General features: G+C 69.5%; 16 protein-coding genes and 1 tRNA gene. 11 read left to right on the top strand and 6 right to left on the bottom strand.

Annotation, left to right across the window (positions count from 1 at the left end):
* A partial coding sequence (locus BI335_RS13865; protein WP_144009076.1) for an IS110 family transposase occupies positions 1–300 on the bottom strand: 300 nt, incomplete at its 3' end.
* Between the two features lie 451 nt (positions 301–751).
* On the bottom strand, positions 752–2,557 hold the full coding sequence (locus BI335_RS13860; RefSeq protein ID WP_094431580.1) for a phosphoenolpyruvate carboxykinase (GTP): 1,806 nt from the start codon (positions 2,555–2,557) through the stop codon (positions 752–754).
* A 260-nt stretch (positions 2,558–2,817) separates the two neighbouring features.
* Here BI335_RS13860 and BI335_RS13855 point away from each other — a divergent pair.
* The 4 genes from BI335_RS13855 (at position 2,818) to BI335_RS13840 (ending at position 7,353) form a co-directional block, all read left to right on the top strand.
* Positions 2,818–2,890: transfer RNA gene (locus BI335_RS13855), tRNA-Arg, on the top strand.
* A 129-nt stretch (positions 2,891–3,019) separates the two neighbouring features.
* On the top strand, positions 3,020–5,008 hold the full coding sequence (locus BI335_RS13850; RefSeq protein WP_094431578.1) for a bifunctional chorismate-binding protein/class IV aminotransferase: 1,989 nt from the start codon (positions 3,020–3,022) through the stop codon (positions 5,006–5,008).
* 28 nt (positions 5,009–5,036) lie between these two features.
* Positions 5,037–6,554, top strand: a complete 1,518-nt coding sequence (locus BI335_RS13845) for an FGGY-family carbohydrate kinase (protein ID WP_094431575.1) — start codon at positions 5,037–5,039, stop codon at positions 6,552–6,554.
* Positions 6,538–7,353 (top strand): N5-glutamine methyltransferase family protein, encoded by an 816-nt coding sequence (locus BI335_RS13840; RefSeq protein WP_094431573.1) that lies wholly within the window; start codon positions 6,538–6,540, stop codon positions 7,351–7,353. Before BI335_RS13845 ends, BI335_RS13840 begins: the two co-directional genes overlap by 17 nt.
* 35 nt (positions 7,354–7,388) lie before the next feature.
* On the opposite strand, the gene BI335_RS13835 is transcribed toward BI335_RS13840, so the two are convergent.
* Together BI335_RS13835 and BI335_RS13830 are read right to left on the bottom strand one after the other, a co-directional pair.
* Positions 7,389–8,525, bottom strand: a complete 1,137-nt coding sequence (locus tag BI335_RS13835; RefSeq protein WP_094357681.1) for a M48 family metallopeptidase — start codon at positions 8,523–8,525, stop codon at positions 7,389–7,391.
* Between the two features lie 61 nt (positions 8,526–8,586).
* Entirely contained in the window at positions 8,587–8,895 is a 309-nt protein-coding gene (locus BI335_RS13830; protein WP_094431571.1) for a hypothetical protein, read from the bottom strand.
* Positions 8,896–8,977: 82 nt separating this feature from the next.
* Between BI335_RS13830 and BI335_RS13825 the strand changes: the two genes are divergently transcribed.
* From BI335_RS13825 to BI335_RS13815, 3 genes are read left to right on the top strand one after another with little or no spacing between them, the layout of a single operon-like run.
* A complete protein-coding gene (locus tag BI335_RS13825) occupies positions 8,978–9,577 on the top strand; it encodes a TetR/AcrR family transcriptional regulator (RefSeq protein ID WP_094431569.1) in 600 nt (199 codons plus the stop codon).
* Positions 9,567–10,304, top strand: coding sequence for an ATP-binding cassette domain-containing protein (locus tag BI335_RS13820; protein ID WP_094431567.1), 738 nt, complete (start codon positions 9,567–9,569; stop codon positions 10,302–10,304). Before BI335_RS13825 ends, BI335_RS13820 begins: the two co-directional genes overlap by 11 nt.
* Positions 10,304–12,427 (top strand): YhgE/Pip domain-containing protein, encoded by a 2,124-nt coding sequence (locus BI335_RS13815; RefSeq protein WP_094426821.1) that lies wholly within the window; start codon positions 10,304–10,306, stop codon positions 12,425–12,427. The genes BI335_RS13820 and BI335_RS13815 overlap by 1 nt, the downstream gene beginning before the upstream one ends.
* Positions 12,428–12,440: 13 nt before the next feature.
* On the opposite strand, the gene BI335_RS13810 is transcribed toward BI335_RS13815, so the two are convergent.
* Positions 12,441–13,040: a hypothetical protein gene (locus BI335_RS13810; RefSeq protein ID WP_094431565.1), complete on the bottom strand. Its 600-nt coding sequence runs from the start codon at positions 13,038–13,040 to the stop codon at positions 12,441–12,443.
* Between the two features lie 52 nt (positions 13,041–13,092).
* On the opposite strand from BI335_RS13810, the gene BI335_RS13805 reads away from it, so the two are divergent.
* Positions 13,093–14,304, top strand: coding sequence for a glycosyltransferase (locus BI335_RS13805; protein ID WP_229117712.1), 1,212 nt, complete (start codon positions 13,093–13,095; stop codon positions 14,302–14,304).
* A complete protein-coding gene (locus BI335_RS13800) occupies positions 14,301–15,029 on the top strand; it encodes a PIG-L deacetylase family protein (protein ID WP_094431563.1) in 729 nt (242 codons plus the stop codon). Before BI335_RS13805 ends, BI335_RS13800 begins: the two co-directional genes overlap by 4 nt.
* Positions 15,030–15,035: 6 nt before the next feature.
* Here BI335_RS13800 and BI335_RS13795 read toward each other — a convergent pair whose 3' ends face one another.
* Positions 15,036–15,599 carry an RNA polymerase sigma factor gene (locus tag BI335_RS13795; protein ID WP_094357667.1) on the bottom strand — a complete coding sequence of 188 codons (564 nt, stop codon included), beginning with the start codon at positions 15,597–15,599 and terminating at the stop codon, positions 15,036–15,038.
* 107 nt (positions 15,600–15,706) lie between these two features.
* On the opposite strand from BI335_RS13795, the gene BI335_RS13790 reads away from it, so the two are divergent.
* Both BI335_RS13790 and BI335_RS13785 read left to right on the top strand, forming a co-directional pair.
* Positions 15,707–16,756, top strand: coding sequence for a serine/threonine-protein kinase (locus tag BI335_RS13790; RefSeq protein ID WP_094431561.1), 1,050 nt, complete (start codon positions 15,707–15,709; stop codon positions 16,754–16,756).
* A 504-nt stretch (positions 16,757–17,260) separates the two neighbouring features.
* On the top strand, positions 17,261–17,560 hold a 300-nt coding region (locus BI335_RS13785), incomplete at its 3' end, for an IS110 family transposase (RefSeq protein WP_144009125.1).

The following is a 17,560-nucleotide window of genomic DNA, read 5'->3' as shown; positions in this document are numbered from 1 at the left end:
CCGGGTGGTCTTATCGGGCCGGTTGACCTCGATCACCTCGATCCCGGCCGCCAGCAGATGCACCGTCAACCCGGCCCCATACGAACCGGTCGACTCGACCCCGATCGCGGTGATCGGTCCGTGGCCGACGACCCAGTCCACCAACGCGGCATAACCCGCGCGGGAGACCGGGAACTCCCGATCAGCCAACAACACCCCGGTCTCGGTGAGCACGACCGCGTGATGGGTGCGTTGATGGGTATCGACCCCGGCCACCACCGGGGTCGGGTCTTGAGGCGTGGCATGGTTGGTGGTCATCATGGGTGATGTCTCCCTCTACAACTGGATCGAGGGATGACCTCCCAGGCCGGGCGGACACCACAGTGATGAGACACCGATCAAGGTCCTATCAAGTCACACCCGCCCGGTCTGGCCATCCAAACCGAAAGAGGGGCCCGGCGGGCCGGCCGTCGACAAGTCGCGTTCAAGGCACCCAACCAACAGCGCCAGTGTCGAGATCGGTCAAACGAACAACCCAGACCCCAAAGACATCATCCCCAAGGCCACCGGACCCCCACCACCATCCTCACTGTGTCGAGATGAAGCGACCCCCCCCGGAACTCTTGCGGCCGAATGCACGGTGTTTTGCGCGTACACCGTGCATAACCCCGGACAAGCTCGCTCGCTCAGCCGACGTCCGACAGAGACGACGAGGGCCCCGGGCAATCGCCCGGGGCCCTCGAAGCAGCCGTGACTGCTGGCGGCGTACGACTCAGCCGAGGCGCTTCTTCAGGCCGTCGAGCTCGTCGCGCAGGGCCTGCGGCACGTCACCGAGCTTGGCGAACCACTCCTCGATCAGCGGCAGCTCACGCTGCCACTCCTCGGTGTCGACGCGGGTGGCGGCGTCCAGATCGGCCTCGCCGATGCTCAGACCCTCGACGTTGAGCGAACCCGGGGCCGGGATCGCACCGATCGGGGTGTCGACGGCCTCGGCGGTGCCCTCCAGGCGGTTGATCACCCACTCCAGGACGCGGCTGTTGTCGCCGAAGCCCGGCCACAGGAACTTGCCCTCATCGGACTTGCGGAACCAGTTCACGTAGAAGATGGCCGGCATCTTGTCGCCGCCCTGCTCACCGACGTTGATCCAGTGCTGCAGGTAGTCGTTGGCGTTGTAGCCGATGAACGGCAGCATCGCCATCGGGTCGCGGCGGACCACGCCGACCGCGCCGGTGGCGGCAGCGGTGGTCTCCGAGGAGCAGGTGGCGCCCATGAAGGTGCCATGGTTCCAGTCGCGGGACTGGGCGACCAGCGGCACGGTGGTGGCGCGGCGGCCCCCGAACAGGATGGCGTCGACCGGTACACCCTTGGGGTTGTTGAAGTCCTCCGACAGGATCGGCGACTGGTCGATCGGGGTGGTGAAGCGGCTGTTCGGGTGGGCCGCCGGGGCGTCGGACTCCGGGGTCCAGGAGTTGCCGTGCCAGTCGGTCAGGTGCTCCGGCTTGGTCGGGGTCATCCCCTCCCACCAGACGTCACCGTGGTCGGTGAGGGCGACGTTGGTGAAGATCGAGTTGCCCTTCTCGATCGTACGCATGGCGTTCGGGTTGGTCTGGTAACCGGTGCCGGGCGCGACGCCGAAGAAGCCGTTCTCGGGGTTCACCGCGTACAGCCGGCCGTCCTCGCCGAAACGCATCCACGCGATGTCATCGCCCAGGGTCTTCACGGTCCAACCCGGGATGGTCGGCTCGAGCATCGCCAGGTTGGTCTTGCCGCAGGCCGACGGGAAGGCCGCGCAGATCACATACTTCTTGTTCTCCGGCGAGGTCAGCTCGAGGATCAGCATGTGCTCGGCGAGCCAGCCCTCGTCGTGGGCCATCGCCGAGGCGATCCGCAGCGCGTAGCACTTCTTGCCGAGCAGCGCGTTGCCGCCGTAACCCGAACCGTAGGACCAGATCTCGCGGGTCTCGGGGAAGTGGGAGATGTACTTGGTCTCGTTGCAGGGCCAGGCGACGTCCTCCTGGCCGTCGGCCAGCGGGGCGCCGACCGAGTGCAGGCACTTCACGAACGGCTTGTCGGTGCCCATCGCCTCGAGCGCCTGGGTGCCCATCCGGGTCATGATCTTCATCGAGATGACGACGTATTCCGAGTCGGTGATCTCGACGCCGAACTTCGGGTCGTCGGCGTCGATCGGGCCCATGCAGAACGGCACCACATACATGGTGCGGCCCTTCATCGAACCGTCGTACAGCTCGGTCATGGTCTGCTTCATCTCGGCCGGGGCGACCCAGTTGTTGGTCGGGCCGGCGCCCTGCTCGGTCTCGGTGCAGATGTAGGTGCGGTCCTCGACCCGCGCCACATCGGCGGGGGAGGAGCGGAGGTAGAAGGAGTTGGGCTTCGCCTCATCGTTCAGCCGGGTGGCCACGCCCTTGTCCACGAGCGCGTCGGTGAACTCCTTCCACTCGGCGTCCGACCCATCGCACCAGCGGACGGCGTCCGGCTTGGTGAGGGCGGCGACCTCTTCGACCCACTCCAGCAGTTCGCGGTGCTTGGTGGGTGCGGCCTGGCCAACGGTGGCAGTCACGTCGTCGTACTCCTGCGGTAGATGGATGTTGTCTTGGTGGCGACGGTGGATAGATACCAGTGCGCCGAGTGGTATCACCCTAGCCCAGCGAACCTACTGGTCTTATCAAAAACAGACCAGTGGTCGGTGTGAGACTGCTTACGCTTCCGGTGAGTAGGTTTGCGCCGAGGGCATGCCGAGAGCCCCCGGATATCGATTGGACCGGGGTGCTGCGGTGGGGTAAGGTATGTCCTCGGTTCACGGTGACGTGATCCTCCCGAGCGCTCGTAGCTTAACGGATAGAGCATCTGACTACGGATCAGAAGGTTGGGGGTTCGAATCCCTCCGAGCGCGCAGAGCAAGCCCCTGGCAGACGAGAGTCGCCAGGGGCTTCGTCGTTGGGGGACGTCGCATGACGGCCGGGAGGTCGAACCCGACATTTGTCGCAGGCGGGACCCCGCCCGGAGACGGCAGGATGGAGCGGTGCAGCCCTTCCGCGTCCCGCTCGATTCCGGTACGCCGCCCGCGGCGGTCGTCGCGGGTCTGGCGATCGAGGACCATCCGGCGGTGCTCTGGGGGGATGGCTGGTTCGGCGGCGGGGTGCTGATCGGGCTGCGGCCGCAACGGTTCAGTGCGGGGCTGGGATCGGCCGAGGCGATCGAGCTGCTCGCCGATCAGCCGCCGCTGGTGGAGGGCGACCGGACGAGTGATCTCGTCGGTGGTGGTTGGCTCGGGGTGGTCGGCTTCGACGACGGCACCTCGATGCTCGGTTGGTACGACTCCCTGCTGCGCTGGTCACCCGACGGGGGCTGGTGCTTCGAGGCGCTCGGGCTGCCCGGCCGCGACCAGGCATACGCCGCAGCGCTCGCCGACTGGCGGCAGCGGCTCGCGGCACCGGGGGCGGCGCCGGCCTGGTCCTGCGGTGAGTTCGCCACCCGGATCGCACCCCAGAAGGCCCGCAACGAGCACCTGGCCGGGGTCGAGGAGACCATCCGGCGGATCGCGGCGGGTGACTTCTATCAACTCAACCTCTGCACCCGCCTGCACGCCGGCTTCACCGGCTCGGCACCGGCGATGTTCGCCGCGATGGCCGAGCAGTTGCAGCCGGTGCGCGGTGGCCTGATCGCCACGCCCGAACAGACGCTGGCCAGCTTCAGCCCGGAACTGTTCCTGGCCGTCGAACCCGGATCCGACGGCACGCGGACCGTCCGCAGTTCGCCGATCAAGGGCACCGCACCCAGGCGACCGGGGGAGCAGGATTCCGCACTGCGGGCCTCCGCCAAGGACAGCGCGGAGAACATCATGATCCTCGACCTGATGCGCAACGACCTGGCCCGGGTCGCGGTCCCCGGCACCGTACGCGTCGACGATCTGCTGGCGCTGGAACCGCATCCCGGTGTCTGGCATCTGGTCTCCACGGTCAGCGCCCAGCTGGCGCCGACGGTCGACCCGGCCGCCCTGCTGCGCGCCACCTTCCCGCCCGGATCGGTGACCGGTGCCCCCAAATCCGGTGCCCTGCAAGGGATCGCGGTGATCGAGACCGAGCCGCGCGCTGCCTACACCGGTGCCTTCGGGCTGAGCGGACCGATCCGATCCGAGTTCAATGTGGTGATCCGCAGCTTCGAGATCGCACGTGACCGGATCGAGCTCGGTGTCGGTGGCGGGATCACCACCGACAGTGTGCCGATGCTGGAATGGCGCGAATGTCTGCACAAGGCTGCGCCACTGATCGCCGCCGCCCGAACTCGATTGGCGCCCGGACTGGATCTCCCGGAATCCTCACCCACGCAGGTGGATCCGGCCACCGGGGTGTTCGAGACGATGCTCGCGATCGACGGTCGGATTCCCTGGCTCGCCGAGCATCTCGCCCGGTTGGATCGCTCCTGCCGCGAGCTCTATCGCTGCGGATTGCCCGAGGCGCTCGCCGCCGAACTCCACCGGGACAGCGCTCCCGGAACCGGAGCAGAGGCGGTCCGCGTGCTCGCCCGCCCGGAGGCCGGAACGCTCCAGGTCGCGGTCACCCGGTCCCCGTTCGCCGGCGGTTCCACTGCCGGTTCGGCCGTCACCATGCCGCGCCCCGACGGCCTGTGGCGGCACAAGTGGATCGACCGCGCCTGGCTGGACCGGGCCGAACGCGAGGCCGGTGACGCGTTCCCCCTGTTCGTCGCCGACGACGGGGTCCTGCTGGAGACCAGTCGCGGCAATCTCTTCCTGCAAAGAGAGGACGGCACGTGGGTCACCCCGCCGCTGCGCGACGACCTGCTGCCCGGGGTGACCCGTCGGATCGTCCTCGAGAGGGCGCCGCACCTCGGCGTACCGATCGCCATCGAGCCCCCGAGACTCGATGGTCGATACCGGTCCGCGTTCTGGACCAGCAGTCTCTCGGGCATCGTTCCGATCACCGCCATCGACGATCACTCGATGGCACCCCTGGCGCCGGAGGTGATCGCGCTCGGCAACGGTCTAGGGTGAAGCGAAACCCGTCGTGGAGAGGATCGGCATGCGATGCACCTTGGGTGTGGATATCGGCACCTCCAGCAGCAAGGGGGTGCTGGCCGGTGAGGACGGTGCGATCCTCGCCAGTGCGACCCGCGCCCACGAGGTCGACCGGCCGCAGGTCGGCTGGGTGGAGATGGACGCCCGCATCTGGTGGGACGAGTTCGTCGAGATCACCCGGGAACTGCTCGCCGCCGTCGACGACGCGGAGGTGGTCGCGGTCGGGGTGAGTGGGATGGGTCCCTGCGTCGTGCTGGCCGACGAGCACGACGAGCCGGTACGCCCCGCGATCCTCTATGGCGTGGACACCCGCGCGATCCGCCAGATCGAACGGCTGACCGAGGAGCTCGGCATCGACGAGATCACCCGGGTGGGCGGCTCGGTGCTCACCTCGCAGGCCGCCGGCGCCAAGATCGCCTGGATCGCCGACGAGGAACCAGACGCCTTCGCCCGGGCCCGCCGGTTCTTCATGCCCGCCTCCTGGCTGGTTCGCCACCTCACCGGGGCGTACGTCCTGGACCACCAGTCGGCGAGCCAGACCTCGCCGCTCTACGACATCGAGCAGGAATCCTGGTACGCCCCCTGGTGGGAGCGGTACGCCGGTGAGATCGAGGCGCCGGAGCTGGCCTGGTCCACCGAGGTCGCCGGCACCGTCACCGACGCGGCCGCCGAGGTGACCGGGCTGCCGGCCGGCACACCGGTCATCGTCGGCACCATCGACGCCTGGGCCGAGGCGATCAGCGTCGGCGCCCACGGCATCGGCGACCTGATGCTGATGTATGGCACCACGATGTTCCTCATCGCCACCGGCGCACAGACCCTGCGTACCCCCTCGATGTGGACCACCGCCGGAGCGCTGCCCGGCACCCGGAACCTGGCCGGCGGGCTGGCCACCTCCGGCGCCCTCACCACCTGGCTGAGCAAGCTCACCGATGCCGACTATCCGACGCTGACCGCCGAGGCCGAGGCCTCCGGGATCGGCGCCCGCGGCCTGCTGATGCTCCCCTACTTCGCGGGGGAGCGTACGCCGATCCAGGACCCCGATGCCCGCGGTGTGATCGCCGGGCTCACCCTCGACCACGGCCGCGGCGACCTCTACCGCTCCACCCTGGAGGCCACCGCGCTGGCCGTCCGGCACAACGTCGAGACGATGCGCGACGCCGGTGCCGAGATCACCCGGATCGTCGCGGTCGGTGGCGGCGCCCAGGCGCACCTGTGGTTGCAGCTGGTCTCCGACATCACCGGTCTGGAACAGCAGCTCCCGCGGACCACGATCGGCGCCAGCTACGGCGGCGCCTTCCTGGCGGCCGGCGCGGTCGCGGACGAGAATGCCAAGCCAGACATCGATTCCTGGAATCCGATCGTGGAAACGATCACCCCCGACGAATCCGCGGCACCGGCATACCAGGCACTCTTCGAGCAATACCTGCGCCTCTACACCCAGACCAGGGACATCGTGCACGAGCTCGCCGCCACCGGACGGCCGTCCACCGGCCGATCCGTCGGTGCCCCGCAGCACTGACATCCGTCGCACCGACCAGATGACCGGCCACCACGATCCGCGCGCGGAGCTGATCACCGCGTTGCGGGAATCGGGGTCGGTCTTCGCCGCCGACGAGTTGGCCGCGCTCGCGCAGGCGGCGGGTGACGACGAGTCGCGACTGCGTGCGCTGGTGGATCGGCGGGTCACGGGGGAGCCGATCCAATATCTGGTGGGGTACGCCGACTTCGCGGGACTGCGGCTGCGGATCGAGCCGGGGGTGTTCATCCCGCGGCCGCGTACCGAACTGCTGGCCCGGCTCGCGGTCGACCGGTTGGTGGCCGGGGATGCCTTCCTGGACATCGGTTGCGGCGCGGGCCCGGTGGCGGCCTACATCACCCGCCACGCGCCGGGGGTCGTCGTCACCGCCGTCGATCGGGATGACCGCTCACTGGCGGTGGCCCGCCGGAATCTGCCCGGTTGCGAGGTCCGGTGCGCCGCGTCGGCGGCCGACCTGACCGGTTCCCGGTTTCGGGTGATCGCGGCCAACCTGCCCTATGTGCCCACCGGTGCGATCGCGCTGATGCCCTACGAGGCCAGGGAATGCGAGCCTCGCGGTTCGGTCGACGGCGGTGCCGATGGACTCGATCCGCTGCGCTGCTGGGCCGACGGATTGCCCGGAATCCTCGCCGAGCAGGGGATCTTCCTGCTCGAAGTGGCCCGCGATCAGGTGCCGACCGCGACCGAGCTGCTGCGCACCGCGGCCGTCGGGCGCGGTGAGACCGTGGTCCATCGCGATGCCGAGCTGGACGCCACCGTGATCGAACTGATCACCCGCTGAACCTGCCCCGGTAGGAATCGCGAGCGGGTCCGCGATCAGCTGCCGGTGGCGGGGCCACGCGGCTCGTCGGCCTCGTCCGGCGGCAGAGCCGGGGCGCGCCAACCGTGATACAGCGTGTGCTGGCCATAGCGGCTCGGTTCGGCCCATCCGATCTCGTTGCCCGGCAGCGGTACCGGGAAGTTGGTGCCGAACTGCGGTGGGCCGAGCGGCGGGAAGGTGTCCAGATAGTCCAGCGCCTCCGCGGGGCTCGGGGCCTCCTTGGTCGGGCGGCCACCGGGTGGCAGTGCCGGCGGACCATAGGGCTGGAACTTCGGGACGGTGAACAGCGAACCGGCGCGGCTGCGATCCCGCAACGCCTGGGCGCGCCAGGTGAGCACCGGGTGGGTGGAGGCCAGGTTCGCGCACCAGACGAACAGGCCGCGTTCGGACTGCGCCCGGTCGGCGAACTCGTTGATGTTCACGTTGTGGTTGAGGTATTTCCCACCGGACAGCACCTGCATCGCACCCGCACCGCCCTGGGGCCGATAGCGGTAGCCGTAGTTGTCGGCGGTGTATTCCTGGGCCCGCGACAGGAAGCCACCCAGGATCGGGATCTGCGACATCACCTGCATCACCACGATCCGCCAGTAGGAGGTGTGCCCGGCCGCGATGTGACCGACCTCGTGGCCGATCACGAACCGCAGCGCGTCGGGGTCGCGGGCCGCGCCACCGACCTCGAACAGGTCGCTGTTCACGTTCACGAAGCGGCGGAATCCGTGTCCTGCTGCAAAAGCATTGATCACCCCGGAGCCGGAGGTGACATAGGCATCGGGCACCTTCGGCAACCCCGCCGAGGCAGCGGCCTCGACCAGCATCCGGTAGCCCTCGGGGAACTGGGTGGGGGACATCCGCACCGACCCGGTGCGCAGCTGGGCGTACATCAAGCCACGGAAGAAGAGGACCGCCAGCGGCGAGACCGCCAGCAGCACCATCACCTGGCCCACCGTCTGGTCGCGGGTCAGTCCCTCATCGGCGCCGAGGCCGGCGGCGATCGAGATCCCGATCAGCGCGCCATAGGCGATCACGAAGAACACCGCGGCGACGACCAGCCACGGGATCTCACCGGGATGGCGAAGCTGCTTGCGCAGTTGCACGTGGGGTGCCGGCTCGTTGGCCGGTGCGAGTTCGCTCACCGGGGCTCCTCTGGGCTGGGGCTGGGTCAGGAGCCCTCAACGCTAACAGCGTCGGTGGGGGTCAGTCCTCGGATTCGCCCTCGGCGGTGTCCGGATCGTCATCCGGGTCCTCGTCGGGGGCCGCTTCGGCGGTCTCACCCTCCGGTTCCGCGGGCTGCACCGGTTTCGGTGCGGTGACCAGGAACGGGTCGTTGCCGAGGAAGGAGGTGGCCGTCACCAGGTTCTGGGTGTTGCGCGGGGGTTCGGACTGCTGGCCCGGTTCGGGTGGTGCACCGGCGCCGCTGGGGCGTACCCCCTGGGCCATCGCCCGCTCGATCGCCGCAGCGATCTGTCCACCGCCACCCTTGCCATGCTTGCGCACCTCAGCCATGCCCCCGGAGTGTACGTGGCCAACCTGAGTTTCCACTCCACTCAATATTGAGTACACTCAAAAATGAGTGAGGGGAGCGACCATGACGATCACCGGACGCCGCGCCCAGGCGAAGGCCCAGAAGCGGGCGAGGATCTGCGCCGCCGCGGAAGAACTGTTCCGGGCGCAGGGGTACGCCGGCACCACGACCCAGCAGGTCGCCGATCTCGCCGACGTCGCCGCCGGTACCGTCTTCACCTATGCGGCCAGCAAGCCGGAACTGCTGATGATGGTGATGAACCATCGACTGCGCACCGAGCTCGCCCGGGGGATGGCCGCCGCCGAGGACGTCACCGACCCGCTGGCCGGGATCATGACGCTGCTCACCCCGCTGCTCGAACTCGCCGCCGCCGACCGGGAGACCTTCGTGCTCTTCGTCCGCGAGGTGCTCTTCGGCAACGAGGGGGAGCACCGGGCCGAATCCCAGGCGGCGATCGATCAACTGACCACCTCCATCGGAGCTGTGGTGCAGCGCGCCCCCGGTCACCGGAGCGGACTCGACGCCGAGGCGGTCGGCCGCGCGGTGCTCTCGGTGGTGCTGATCGAATTGAACCGGATCCGCCGCGGCCGCACCGCGCCGAACCGGGAACTCGTCGCCAACCAGGTCGAACTCGTCCTCAAGGGGGCCCTGAATGCTCGATGACATGCTCGGCCGCTCCCCGCGGTCCCCGCAATCCCCAGCCACACAGGAGAATCCCAAGCCTGAGGACGGCGTACGCCCGTTGCTGCGGGCCCGTGACCTGCAGCTCGAAGGCGGCCGCGGGCCGGTCTTCGGCCCACTCGACACACAGCTGTACGCCGGCCAGCGGGCCGTCGTCGTCGGCCAGCAGGGCACCGGCCGGTCCGCGCTGCTGCTCGCCCTCGGCGGGCGGATGAAGGGCGTCACCGGTGAACTCCGGGTCGACGGCATCGACGGCATCGCCCACCCGCGCAAGCTCCGCCAGCTCACCTCGATCGCCCGGATCAGCGGGCTGGCCGAGCTCGAACCGAGCCTGACCGTCGGCGAGTGCCGCGACGAGCGCTCACTCACCGAGGCGATCGGCGTACGCCGCGGCAAGCAGCGCTTCACCGAACTGCAGAACGCCCTCGGTGAATGGTTCGACCCCGAGGAGGTCGTCGAACACCTGCCGGCCTTCCGGCGCACCCTGCTCACCGCGATGCTCGGCTGCCTGCGCCCCGCGGCGTACGTGCTGCTCGACGACATCGACGCCTCGCTCACCGATGACCAGCAGCTCTGGATCCACCGCCAGCTGGACGTCCTCACCGAGGCCGGCAACACCTTCATCGTGTCCGCGCTGGACACCGCCAAGGCACCACCCGGGGCGATCATCCTGCGTCTGGATCCCCACCCCCACACCGAGGAGGCCTGATGCTCTCCCGCTTCGAACTGAAACGGTTCCGCGGCCTGCTGCCCAAGCTCGCGCTGATCTTCGCCGCGCTGGTGCCGGTCTTCTACGGCGCCATCTACCTGGGCGCCAACTGGGATCCGGGGGCGCGGATGGACCAGCTGCCGGTCGCGGTCGTCAACGACGACCAGCCCGTCGACTACGAGGGCGAACGCGTCCAGGCGGGCAAGGACTTCACCGACACGATGGTGGAGCAGAAGAACTTCCAGTGGCATGTCGTCGACGACGCCGAGGCCGAACGCGGGCTCCGCGAGGGTGACTACTACCTCACCGTGCACGTGCCCAGCGACTTCTCGGCCAACCTGGTCTCCGGTGGCGGTACCGATCCGCAGCGCGCCGGGATCACCCTGCGCCGCAACGACGCCAACGGCTTCGTGATCGGTTCGCTGGTGGCCCGTGCGCAGGACTCGATCACCGAGTCGGTCAACCAGACCGCGGTCGAGGCGTACTTCCGTGCGGTCTTCGGCAACCTCAACAAGATCCGCGACGGGATGGTGCAGGCCCGCGACGGGTCGGTACGCCTCCGCGACGGCCTGGCGCAGGCCAAGGACGGCTCCGCCCAGCTGGCGACCGGCAGTGCCGACGCCGCGACCGCGGGCGGTCAGCTGCGCGACGGTGCTGGCCAGCTGTCCAACGGAATGGGTCAGCTGCAGAAGGGATCGGCCGATCTCAGCGCCGGCATGGGGCAGCTCTCCACCGGCTCCCAGGACCTGGCCAACGGCGCCAGCCAGGTGGCCGGCGGCACCCAGCAGCTGCGCGACACCGTGGTGCCCGCGCTGCAGCGGGTGGACCGCACCCTGCCGACGATCCAGTCCGATGCGAACGCGATCAACACCGACGTGCAGTCGGTCACCAGCACCGTCGGCGGCCGCTCCCAATCGATCTCCGACGACCTGTCCCAGCTGTCCAGTGCGCTGGACCAACTGGCCGCGGCCGACCCGCAGGTGACCCAGTCGCAGGCGTACCAGGACGCGCGGCAACGGCTCCGCGACGGCCAGCAGCGCGCCGACAACGTCACCCAGCGGTCCGCGGCGATCGGGCAGCGCTCGGCCAATCTGAACAGCCGGGTGCAGCAGAGCAACCTGTCGGGTGACATCCAGAACGCCGAGTCGAAACTGAACCAGCTCAACTCCGGCGCCCAGCAGGTGGCCAGCGGGGCGGACCGGCTGCACCGCGGCATCGACTCCGCCGGACAGGGCGCGGGTCAGCTGCAGGCCGGCATCAACTCTGCTGCCGGCGGCGCCCAGCAGCTCGCCACCGGGTCCGGGCAGCTGGCCGACGGCCTGGTGAAGCTGAAGGACGGGGCGGCCCAGCTCGACAACGGCAACGCCCAGCTCCTCGACGGCGCCAACCAGCTCGTCAAGGGGCTTGACGACGGGGTGAACCGGCTGCCGGTGCTGAACGAGCAGCAGACCGACAATGCGGTCCAGGTGCTGTCCTCACCGGCCGATGTGACCACCGATGTGCTCAACCCGGCCGGGGTCTATGGCCGCGGCCTGGCGCCGCTGTTCTTCTCGATCGCGCTGTGGGTGTTCGGGATCTCCGGCTTCCTGGTGATGCGACCGATCTCCGGGCGGCTGCTCGCCGGCCGGCTGCATCCGCTGCATCTGATGCTGTCGGCCTGGATCCCGTTCGGCACCGTAGCGCTGATCGGCAGCATGCTGATGCTGGGCACGGTCTGGGTGGGGCTCGGGCTGAACCCGGTGCACCCGCTCGCCGCGGTGCTGCTCACCGGTTTGGTGGCGTTGACGTTCTCGCTGATCGCGCACCTGCTGCGGATGGCGCTCGGGTTGCCCGGTTCGGCGGCGTTGCTGGTGATCCTGATCCTGCAGCTCGCCTCCACCGGCGGTACCTATCCGAAGGAGGTGCTGCCACCGTTCTTCCAGGCGATCAACCCGATCATGCCGATCACCTATTCGATCGACGCCTTCCGGGTGGTGATCTCCGGCGGTCTCTGGTCGAACTTCTGGCGGGATGTGCTGGTGCTGCTCGGTATCGCCGCCGTCGCGATCGTGCTCGACGTGCTCGCGGTCGCCTCCCGGCAGCGGTTCGCGATGAAGGACCTGCACCCGCCGCTGCAGAACTAGGTCTGCGCCCCGGTTACGCGGGCCCCGGCAGGTCGGTCTCGGCCTCGGGCTCGCGCCGGCCGCGGGTGGCGATCACCGCGACGACCATGCCGCTGGGCAGCAGCAGGAAGTGCGGCAGCGAGATCACCCAGTCGGTGAGCAGTCCGTAACCGAGCCAGGTGGCGCTGGCGGCGGCGACCAACCAGTACATCAGCGGGGACACCCCGCCCACCCGGTGCGGGTCGCGCAGCACACCGACCAGCTGCGGCAGGTTCACCACCGCGGCCACCCCGACGGCGAGCGCGGCGAGCAGCGGCCGCGAGTACGCCGCGGCGAGCGTCACCGCGCCGGTCGCCAGCAGCCCGATCAGCAGGAACCACCGGGTCTCCGGCCGGCCCCGGGCCAGCAACAGCGCCAGCAACCCGAACCCGAGCGCGATCGGCAGCTGCCCGAGCGCCAGCGTCCAGTCGGCGATGACCACCGCGTACACCGACCAGAGCAATCGGGCGAACCAGCCGGCCACCACTGTCCCGGGGGAGATCCCGATCAGCGAGCGACGCGCCCGGGCGACCTGGGGCCAGATGAACAGCTGATTGAGCACCACCCCGAGCACACCGAGGACCGTGGCCAGCACGTCACCTCCTCGCCGCACCGTGAGCGCCGACATTACTCGGTAGGCTCACCGGGTGCGTATCGCCAAGATCTCCCTGCACACCTCGCCCTACGCGGTGCTGGGTACCGGGGACGGAGGCGGCATGAATGTCGTGGTCCGCTCCCAGGCCGAGGCCCTCGCCGGCCTCGGTCATCAGGTCGACCTCTACACCCGCCGCTCCGATCCGGACCAGCCCGAGGTCGAGGAGACCGTCCCGGGGGTACGCCTGCACCACCTGCCCGCCGGGCCGCCGAAGCCGCTGCCGAAGAGCCGGATCGATGAGCACCTGGCCGAGTTCGCCACCGCACTCGCCGAGCGTGGTACGCCGGCCGATGTGGTGCACTCCCACCACTGGATGTCCGGGGTGGCCGCGCTGCCGGTCGCGCACGCCTGGGGCGTACCGCATCTGCAGAGCTATCACTCGGTCGCCGCAGTCCGCGCCGACGACCCGCTCTCGGAGGGGGAGCCGCCGGAGTCGCCGCGCCGGGTGCCCGGTGAGGTGCTGGTGGCGCGCGAATCCGATGTGGTGGTGGCGATCAGCCGCGCCGAGGCGGAGACGATCGTCGGCCGCTGCGGTGCCGATCCGGATCGGGTGGTGGTCGTCCCGCCCGGGGTGGACACCGAACTCTTCCGACCACTGGCCCCCGGTGAGGAGCACTGGCAGTGCTGCGAGATGCGCCGGCCCTATCTCTTCTTCGCCGCCCGGTTGCAGCCGCTCAAGGGACCCGATCTGGCGCTGGAGACGCTCGCCCGGATCGACCCCGAACACCGCCCGCACCTGGTGCTGGCCGGCGACGTCTCGGCCGACTTCGCCGACTACCACGACCATGTCCAGCGGCTGGCGCACCGGCTCGGGATCGCCAACGATGTCGTCTATTCCGGCGCCCGGCCGCGCGATGAGTTCGCGGCGATGATGCGCGGTGCGGAGGTCGTGCTGATGCCCTCGCACTCCGAGACCTTCGGCCTGGTGGCCCTGGAGACGGCCGCCTCCGGTGTCCCGATCGTCGCCTCCGCCGCCGGCGGGCTGCGTGAGGCCGTCGCCGATGGCAGGACCGGAATCCTCATGGAGACAAGAGATCCAGGCGCCTGGGGTGCCGCGGTGCAGGGGTTGCTCACCGATCGGGACACCCGTGCCCGGATGGGTGCCGAGGCCCGGAGCTGGTCCCGCCGCTTCGACTGGACGAAGGTCGCGACCCGGCTGACCGATATCTACGCCGACAGCCGCCGAAAGGTGTCCGCGCGATGACCGATCCACTCACCGGTGCCCGCCGGATCCTGTTCGTGCACGCCCATCCCGACGATGAGACGCTGGCCACCGGTGCACTGATCGCCCACCTGGTGGGCCAGGGTGTCGAATGCGTACTGCTCACCGCCACCCGCGGCGAGCAGGGCGAGGTGCGTCCGGGCACCTTCACCGGGCCGGCCGAGGATTTCCCGGCCCACCGCGAGCGCGAACTCGCCGGTGCGCTCACCGCCCTCGGGGTCACCGAACAGCTCTGGCTCGGCGAACCGCCGGCGCTGGCGCCCGGCCGCAAAACCCACCGGTACAGCGATTCCGGGATGCGTTGGGTCGCCGAAGGGGTGGCCGGCCCAGCCGAGGTGACCGGGCCGGATGCACTCAGCACGGTGGACCAGGACCAGCCGCTGGCCGACCTGGTGGCTGCCGTCGAGCACGTCCGCCCCGACCTGGTGATCAGCTACGACGACGCCGGCGGGTACGGCCACCCGGATCACGTCGCCCTGCACCACCTGTGCGCCCGCGCGGCCGAGCGGACCGGCGTACGCCTGGCCGAGGTCGTCACCCCCGGCACTGAGGGCGCGACGGTGCTGGACCTGTCCGCGGAACTGCCGACCGTGACCGCCGCCCTGCACCAGCACGCCAGCCAGGTCCAGGTGGACGGGACCGAGGTCGTGCACGTCGGCGGCCAGCGCGAACCGATCCTGCTGCGCACCGCCGTCCGCGCCTGCTGACCGGGCTCAGCCGAGCCGCAGCCGCAGCCGCTCGCGGACATATTCGCGGGCGTCGCGGATCCTGGTCTTGACCGCGCTCAGGCTGGCCCCGGTCTGCTCGGCGACCTCCTCATAGGACAGCCCGCCCAGATCGCGCAGCACGAATGCCTCGAGCGCGGTGGGCCGATCCTTCTCCAACCCCTCCAGGGCTTCCAGCAGATCGAGCCGCGATCCGGCGATCACGCTGGTGGTTCGCGGGTCGGCCGCCTCGGGCAGTGCCGGGGTCTGCGCGGACTCGGCAAAACGACGACGCAGTGAGCGATAGGTGGCCCGGGCGCTGTTCGCCGCGATCACCCCGACCCAGCCCAGCAGGCTGCCGCGCCCGCTCCACTGGTCGAGCTTGGTGGCCACCACCAGCAGCGCGTCCTGCGCGGCCTCCTCGGCATCGGCGGGGTGCGGCAGCATCCGCCGACAGATCCGCAGCACCCGCGGCTGCAGCAGTGCGAGCAATTCCTCCAGCGCCAACTGATCCCCGGCGGTCACGCGCTGGGCGAGGTCGACCGCCTGGTTCTCCTCCCAGGACGTGTCCATCTGCACGGTCCCCCGATCCGTGGTCGATTCATTGTGGTGCGGGGGCGAGTCTGCCATCTCCGGGGGTTCTGGCAACGGATGGGCCCCGGTTGCGTGAGAATGTCCCCATGAAGACACTCGGCCGTTACCGCCTGGTCTCCCCGCTGGGGACCGGTGCCTTCGCGACCGTCTGGCTCGCCCACGACGACAACTTCGAACTGCCCGTGGCGATCAAGGTGCTCGCCGACAACTGGGCCCGCGATGCCGAGGTGCGGGAGCGGTTCCTCAACGAGGCGCGATTGATGCGCCGGATCTCCAGTCCCCGTGTCGTCGGTGTCTATGACGTCGACATCACTGACGGTCAACCCTATTTCGTGATGGACCATCTGCCCGGTGGCACGGTCGCCGATCTGATGCAGCGCGGGATCACCGTGCCGGAGGCGATCCGGTTGGCCCTGGATGCATCGGCGGCGGTCGAGGCGTTGCATTCCGCCGGTGTGCTGCACCGGGACCTCAAGCCCAGCAACCTGCTGCTCCGCGAGGGCCTGCCCGATCCGTTCGTCGCGGTGGCCGACCTGGGCACCGCGAAGCTGGCGGCGGACGCCTCCGGGGTGACGCTGACGGCCGGTACGCCGGCGTACATGGCCCCCGAGCTGGTCCTCGGCACCGGCGGTTTCGACGCGCGTGCCGACGTGTACGCCCTGGGGGTGCTCACCTACGAACTGCTGACCGGCCAGAAACCGTTGCCGATGCGGACGGTGACCGAGGTGGCCGAGCGGCCGCCCGGTCAGCCGCCGGTGGCGGTGGCCGAAGAGCTGGGCCTGCCACCCGCGGTGGACGTGCTGCTGCGGCGTACCCTCTCCACCGAACGGGAGGACCGCCCGGCCAGCGCCGCCGCCTTCGCCACCGAGCTCACCGCGGCACTGCAGCCTCCGCCCCCGGTCACTCCGCAGGGGGCAGGGGCTCCGCAACCGCTGCCCGCGGACCAGGTGGCGACCGAGGTGATCCCGCGCCTGCAGGAGCCGATCATCGAACCCGAGCAGCAACCTGCCCCACTCGAGCCGGAGCCTGCGTCCGAGGTCCGGCGACTGACCCCGGGGGTCCTGGTGCTGCTGGCGGTGCTGCTCTTCGTGGTCAGCGGCGTCGTCGGCTGGTGGGTCTCCGGCGCGTTCTTCTGAGCGTCACAGGGAGCGGTGGATCAGCACCTTGTCGGCGACAGCTTCGAGTTCGTGAAGCTGCGCGGGGTGTACGGCTGGTGATTGGGACGGCTTCACGGCCACCGGCCCTGGTGGGCTGGGCCCGCCCCACCAGCGCGGCCTGCGAAATTTGCGGCTCGATCGCAGAATTGACCGATCTGGGCACCGAATGGCGATCGAGCCGCAAATTTCGGTGGCGGCCGGCCATCTCGACACAGTGAGGATGGTGGTGGGGGTCCGGTGGCCTTGGGGATGATGTCTTTGGGGTCTGGGTTGTTCGTTTGACCGATCTCGACACTGGCGCTGTTGGTTGGGTGCCTTGAACGCGACTTGTCGACGGCCGGCCCGCCGGGCCCCTCTTTCGGTTTGGATGGCCAGACCGGGCGGGTGTGACTTGATAGGACCTTGATCGGTGTCTCATCACTGTGGTGTCCGCCCGGCCTGGGAGGTCATCCCTCGATCCAGTTGTAGAGGGAGACATCACCCATGATGACCACCAACCATGCCACGCCTCAAGACCCGACCCCGGTGGTGGCCGGGGTCGATACCCATCAACGCACCCATCACGCGGTCGTGCTCACCGAGACCGGGGTGTTGTTGGCTGATCGGGAGTTCCCGGTCTCCCGCGCGGGTTATGCCGCGTTGGTGGACTGGGTCGCCGGCCACGGACCGATCACCGCGATCGGGGTCGAGTCGACCGGTTCGTATGGGGCCGGGTTGACGGTGCATCTGCTGGCGGCCGGGATCGAGGTGATCGAGGTCAACCGGCGCGATAAGACCACCCGG

This window comes from Enemella evansiae (assembly GCF_002250705.1).
GTDB lineage: Bacteria > Actinomycetota > Actinomycetes > Propionibacteriales > Propionibacteriaceae > Enemella > Enemella evansiae.
This window is presented reverse-complemented; position numbering and strand designations above follow the sequence as displayed.

Excerpts from the sequence above, each read along its gene's own strand:
- BI335_RS13845 (WP_094431575.1), top strand. The coding sequence starts at position 5,037 with ATGCGATGCACCTTGGGTGTGGATATCGGCACCTCCAGCAGCAAGGGG.
- BI335_RS13830 (WP_094431571.1), bottom strand. The coding sequence starts at position 8,895 with ATGGCTGAGGTGCGCAAGCATGGCAAGGGTGGCGGTGGACAGATCGCT.
- BI335_RS13825 (WP_094431569.1), top strand. The coding sequence starts at position 8,978 with ATGACGATCACCGGACGCCGCGCCCAGGCGAAGGCCCAGAAGCGGGCG.
- BI335_RS13820 (WP_094431567.1), top strand. The coding sequence starts at position 9,567 with ATGCTCGATGACATGCTCGGCCGCTCCCCGCGGTCCCCGCAATCCCCA.
- BI335_RS13815 (WP_094426821.1), top strand. The coding sequence starts at position 10,304 with ATGCTCTCCCGCTTCGAACTGAAACGGTTCCGCGGCCTGCTGCCCAAG.
- BI335_RS13800 (WP_094431563.1), top strand. The coding sequence starts at position 14,301 with ATGACCGATCCACTCACCGGTGCCCGCCGGATCCTGTTCGTGCACGCC.
- BI335_RS13795 (WP_094357667.1), bottom strand. The coding sequence starts at position 15,599 with ATGGACACGTCCTGGGAGGAGAACCAGGCGGTCGACCTCGCCCAGCGC.
- BI335_RS13790 (WP_094431561.1), top strand. The coding sequence starts at position 15,707 with ATGAAGACACTCGGCCGTTACCGCCTGGTCTCCCCGCTGGGGACCGGT.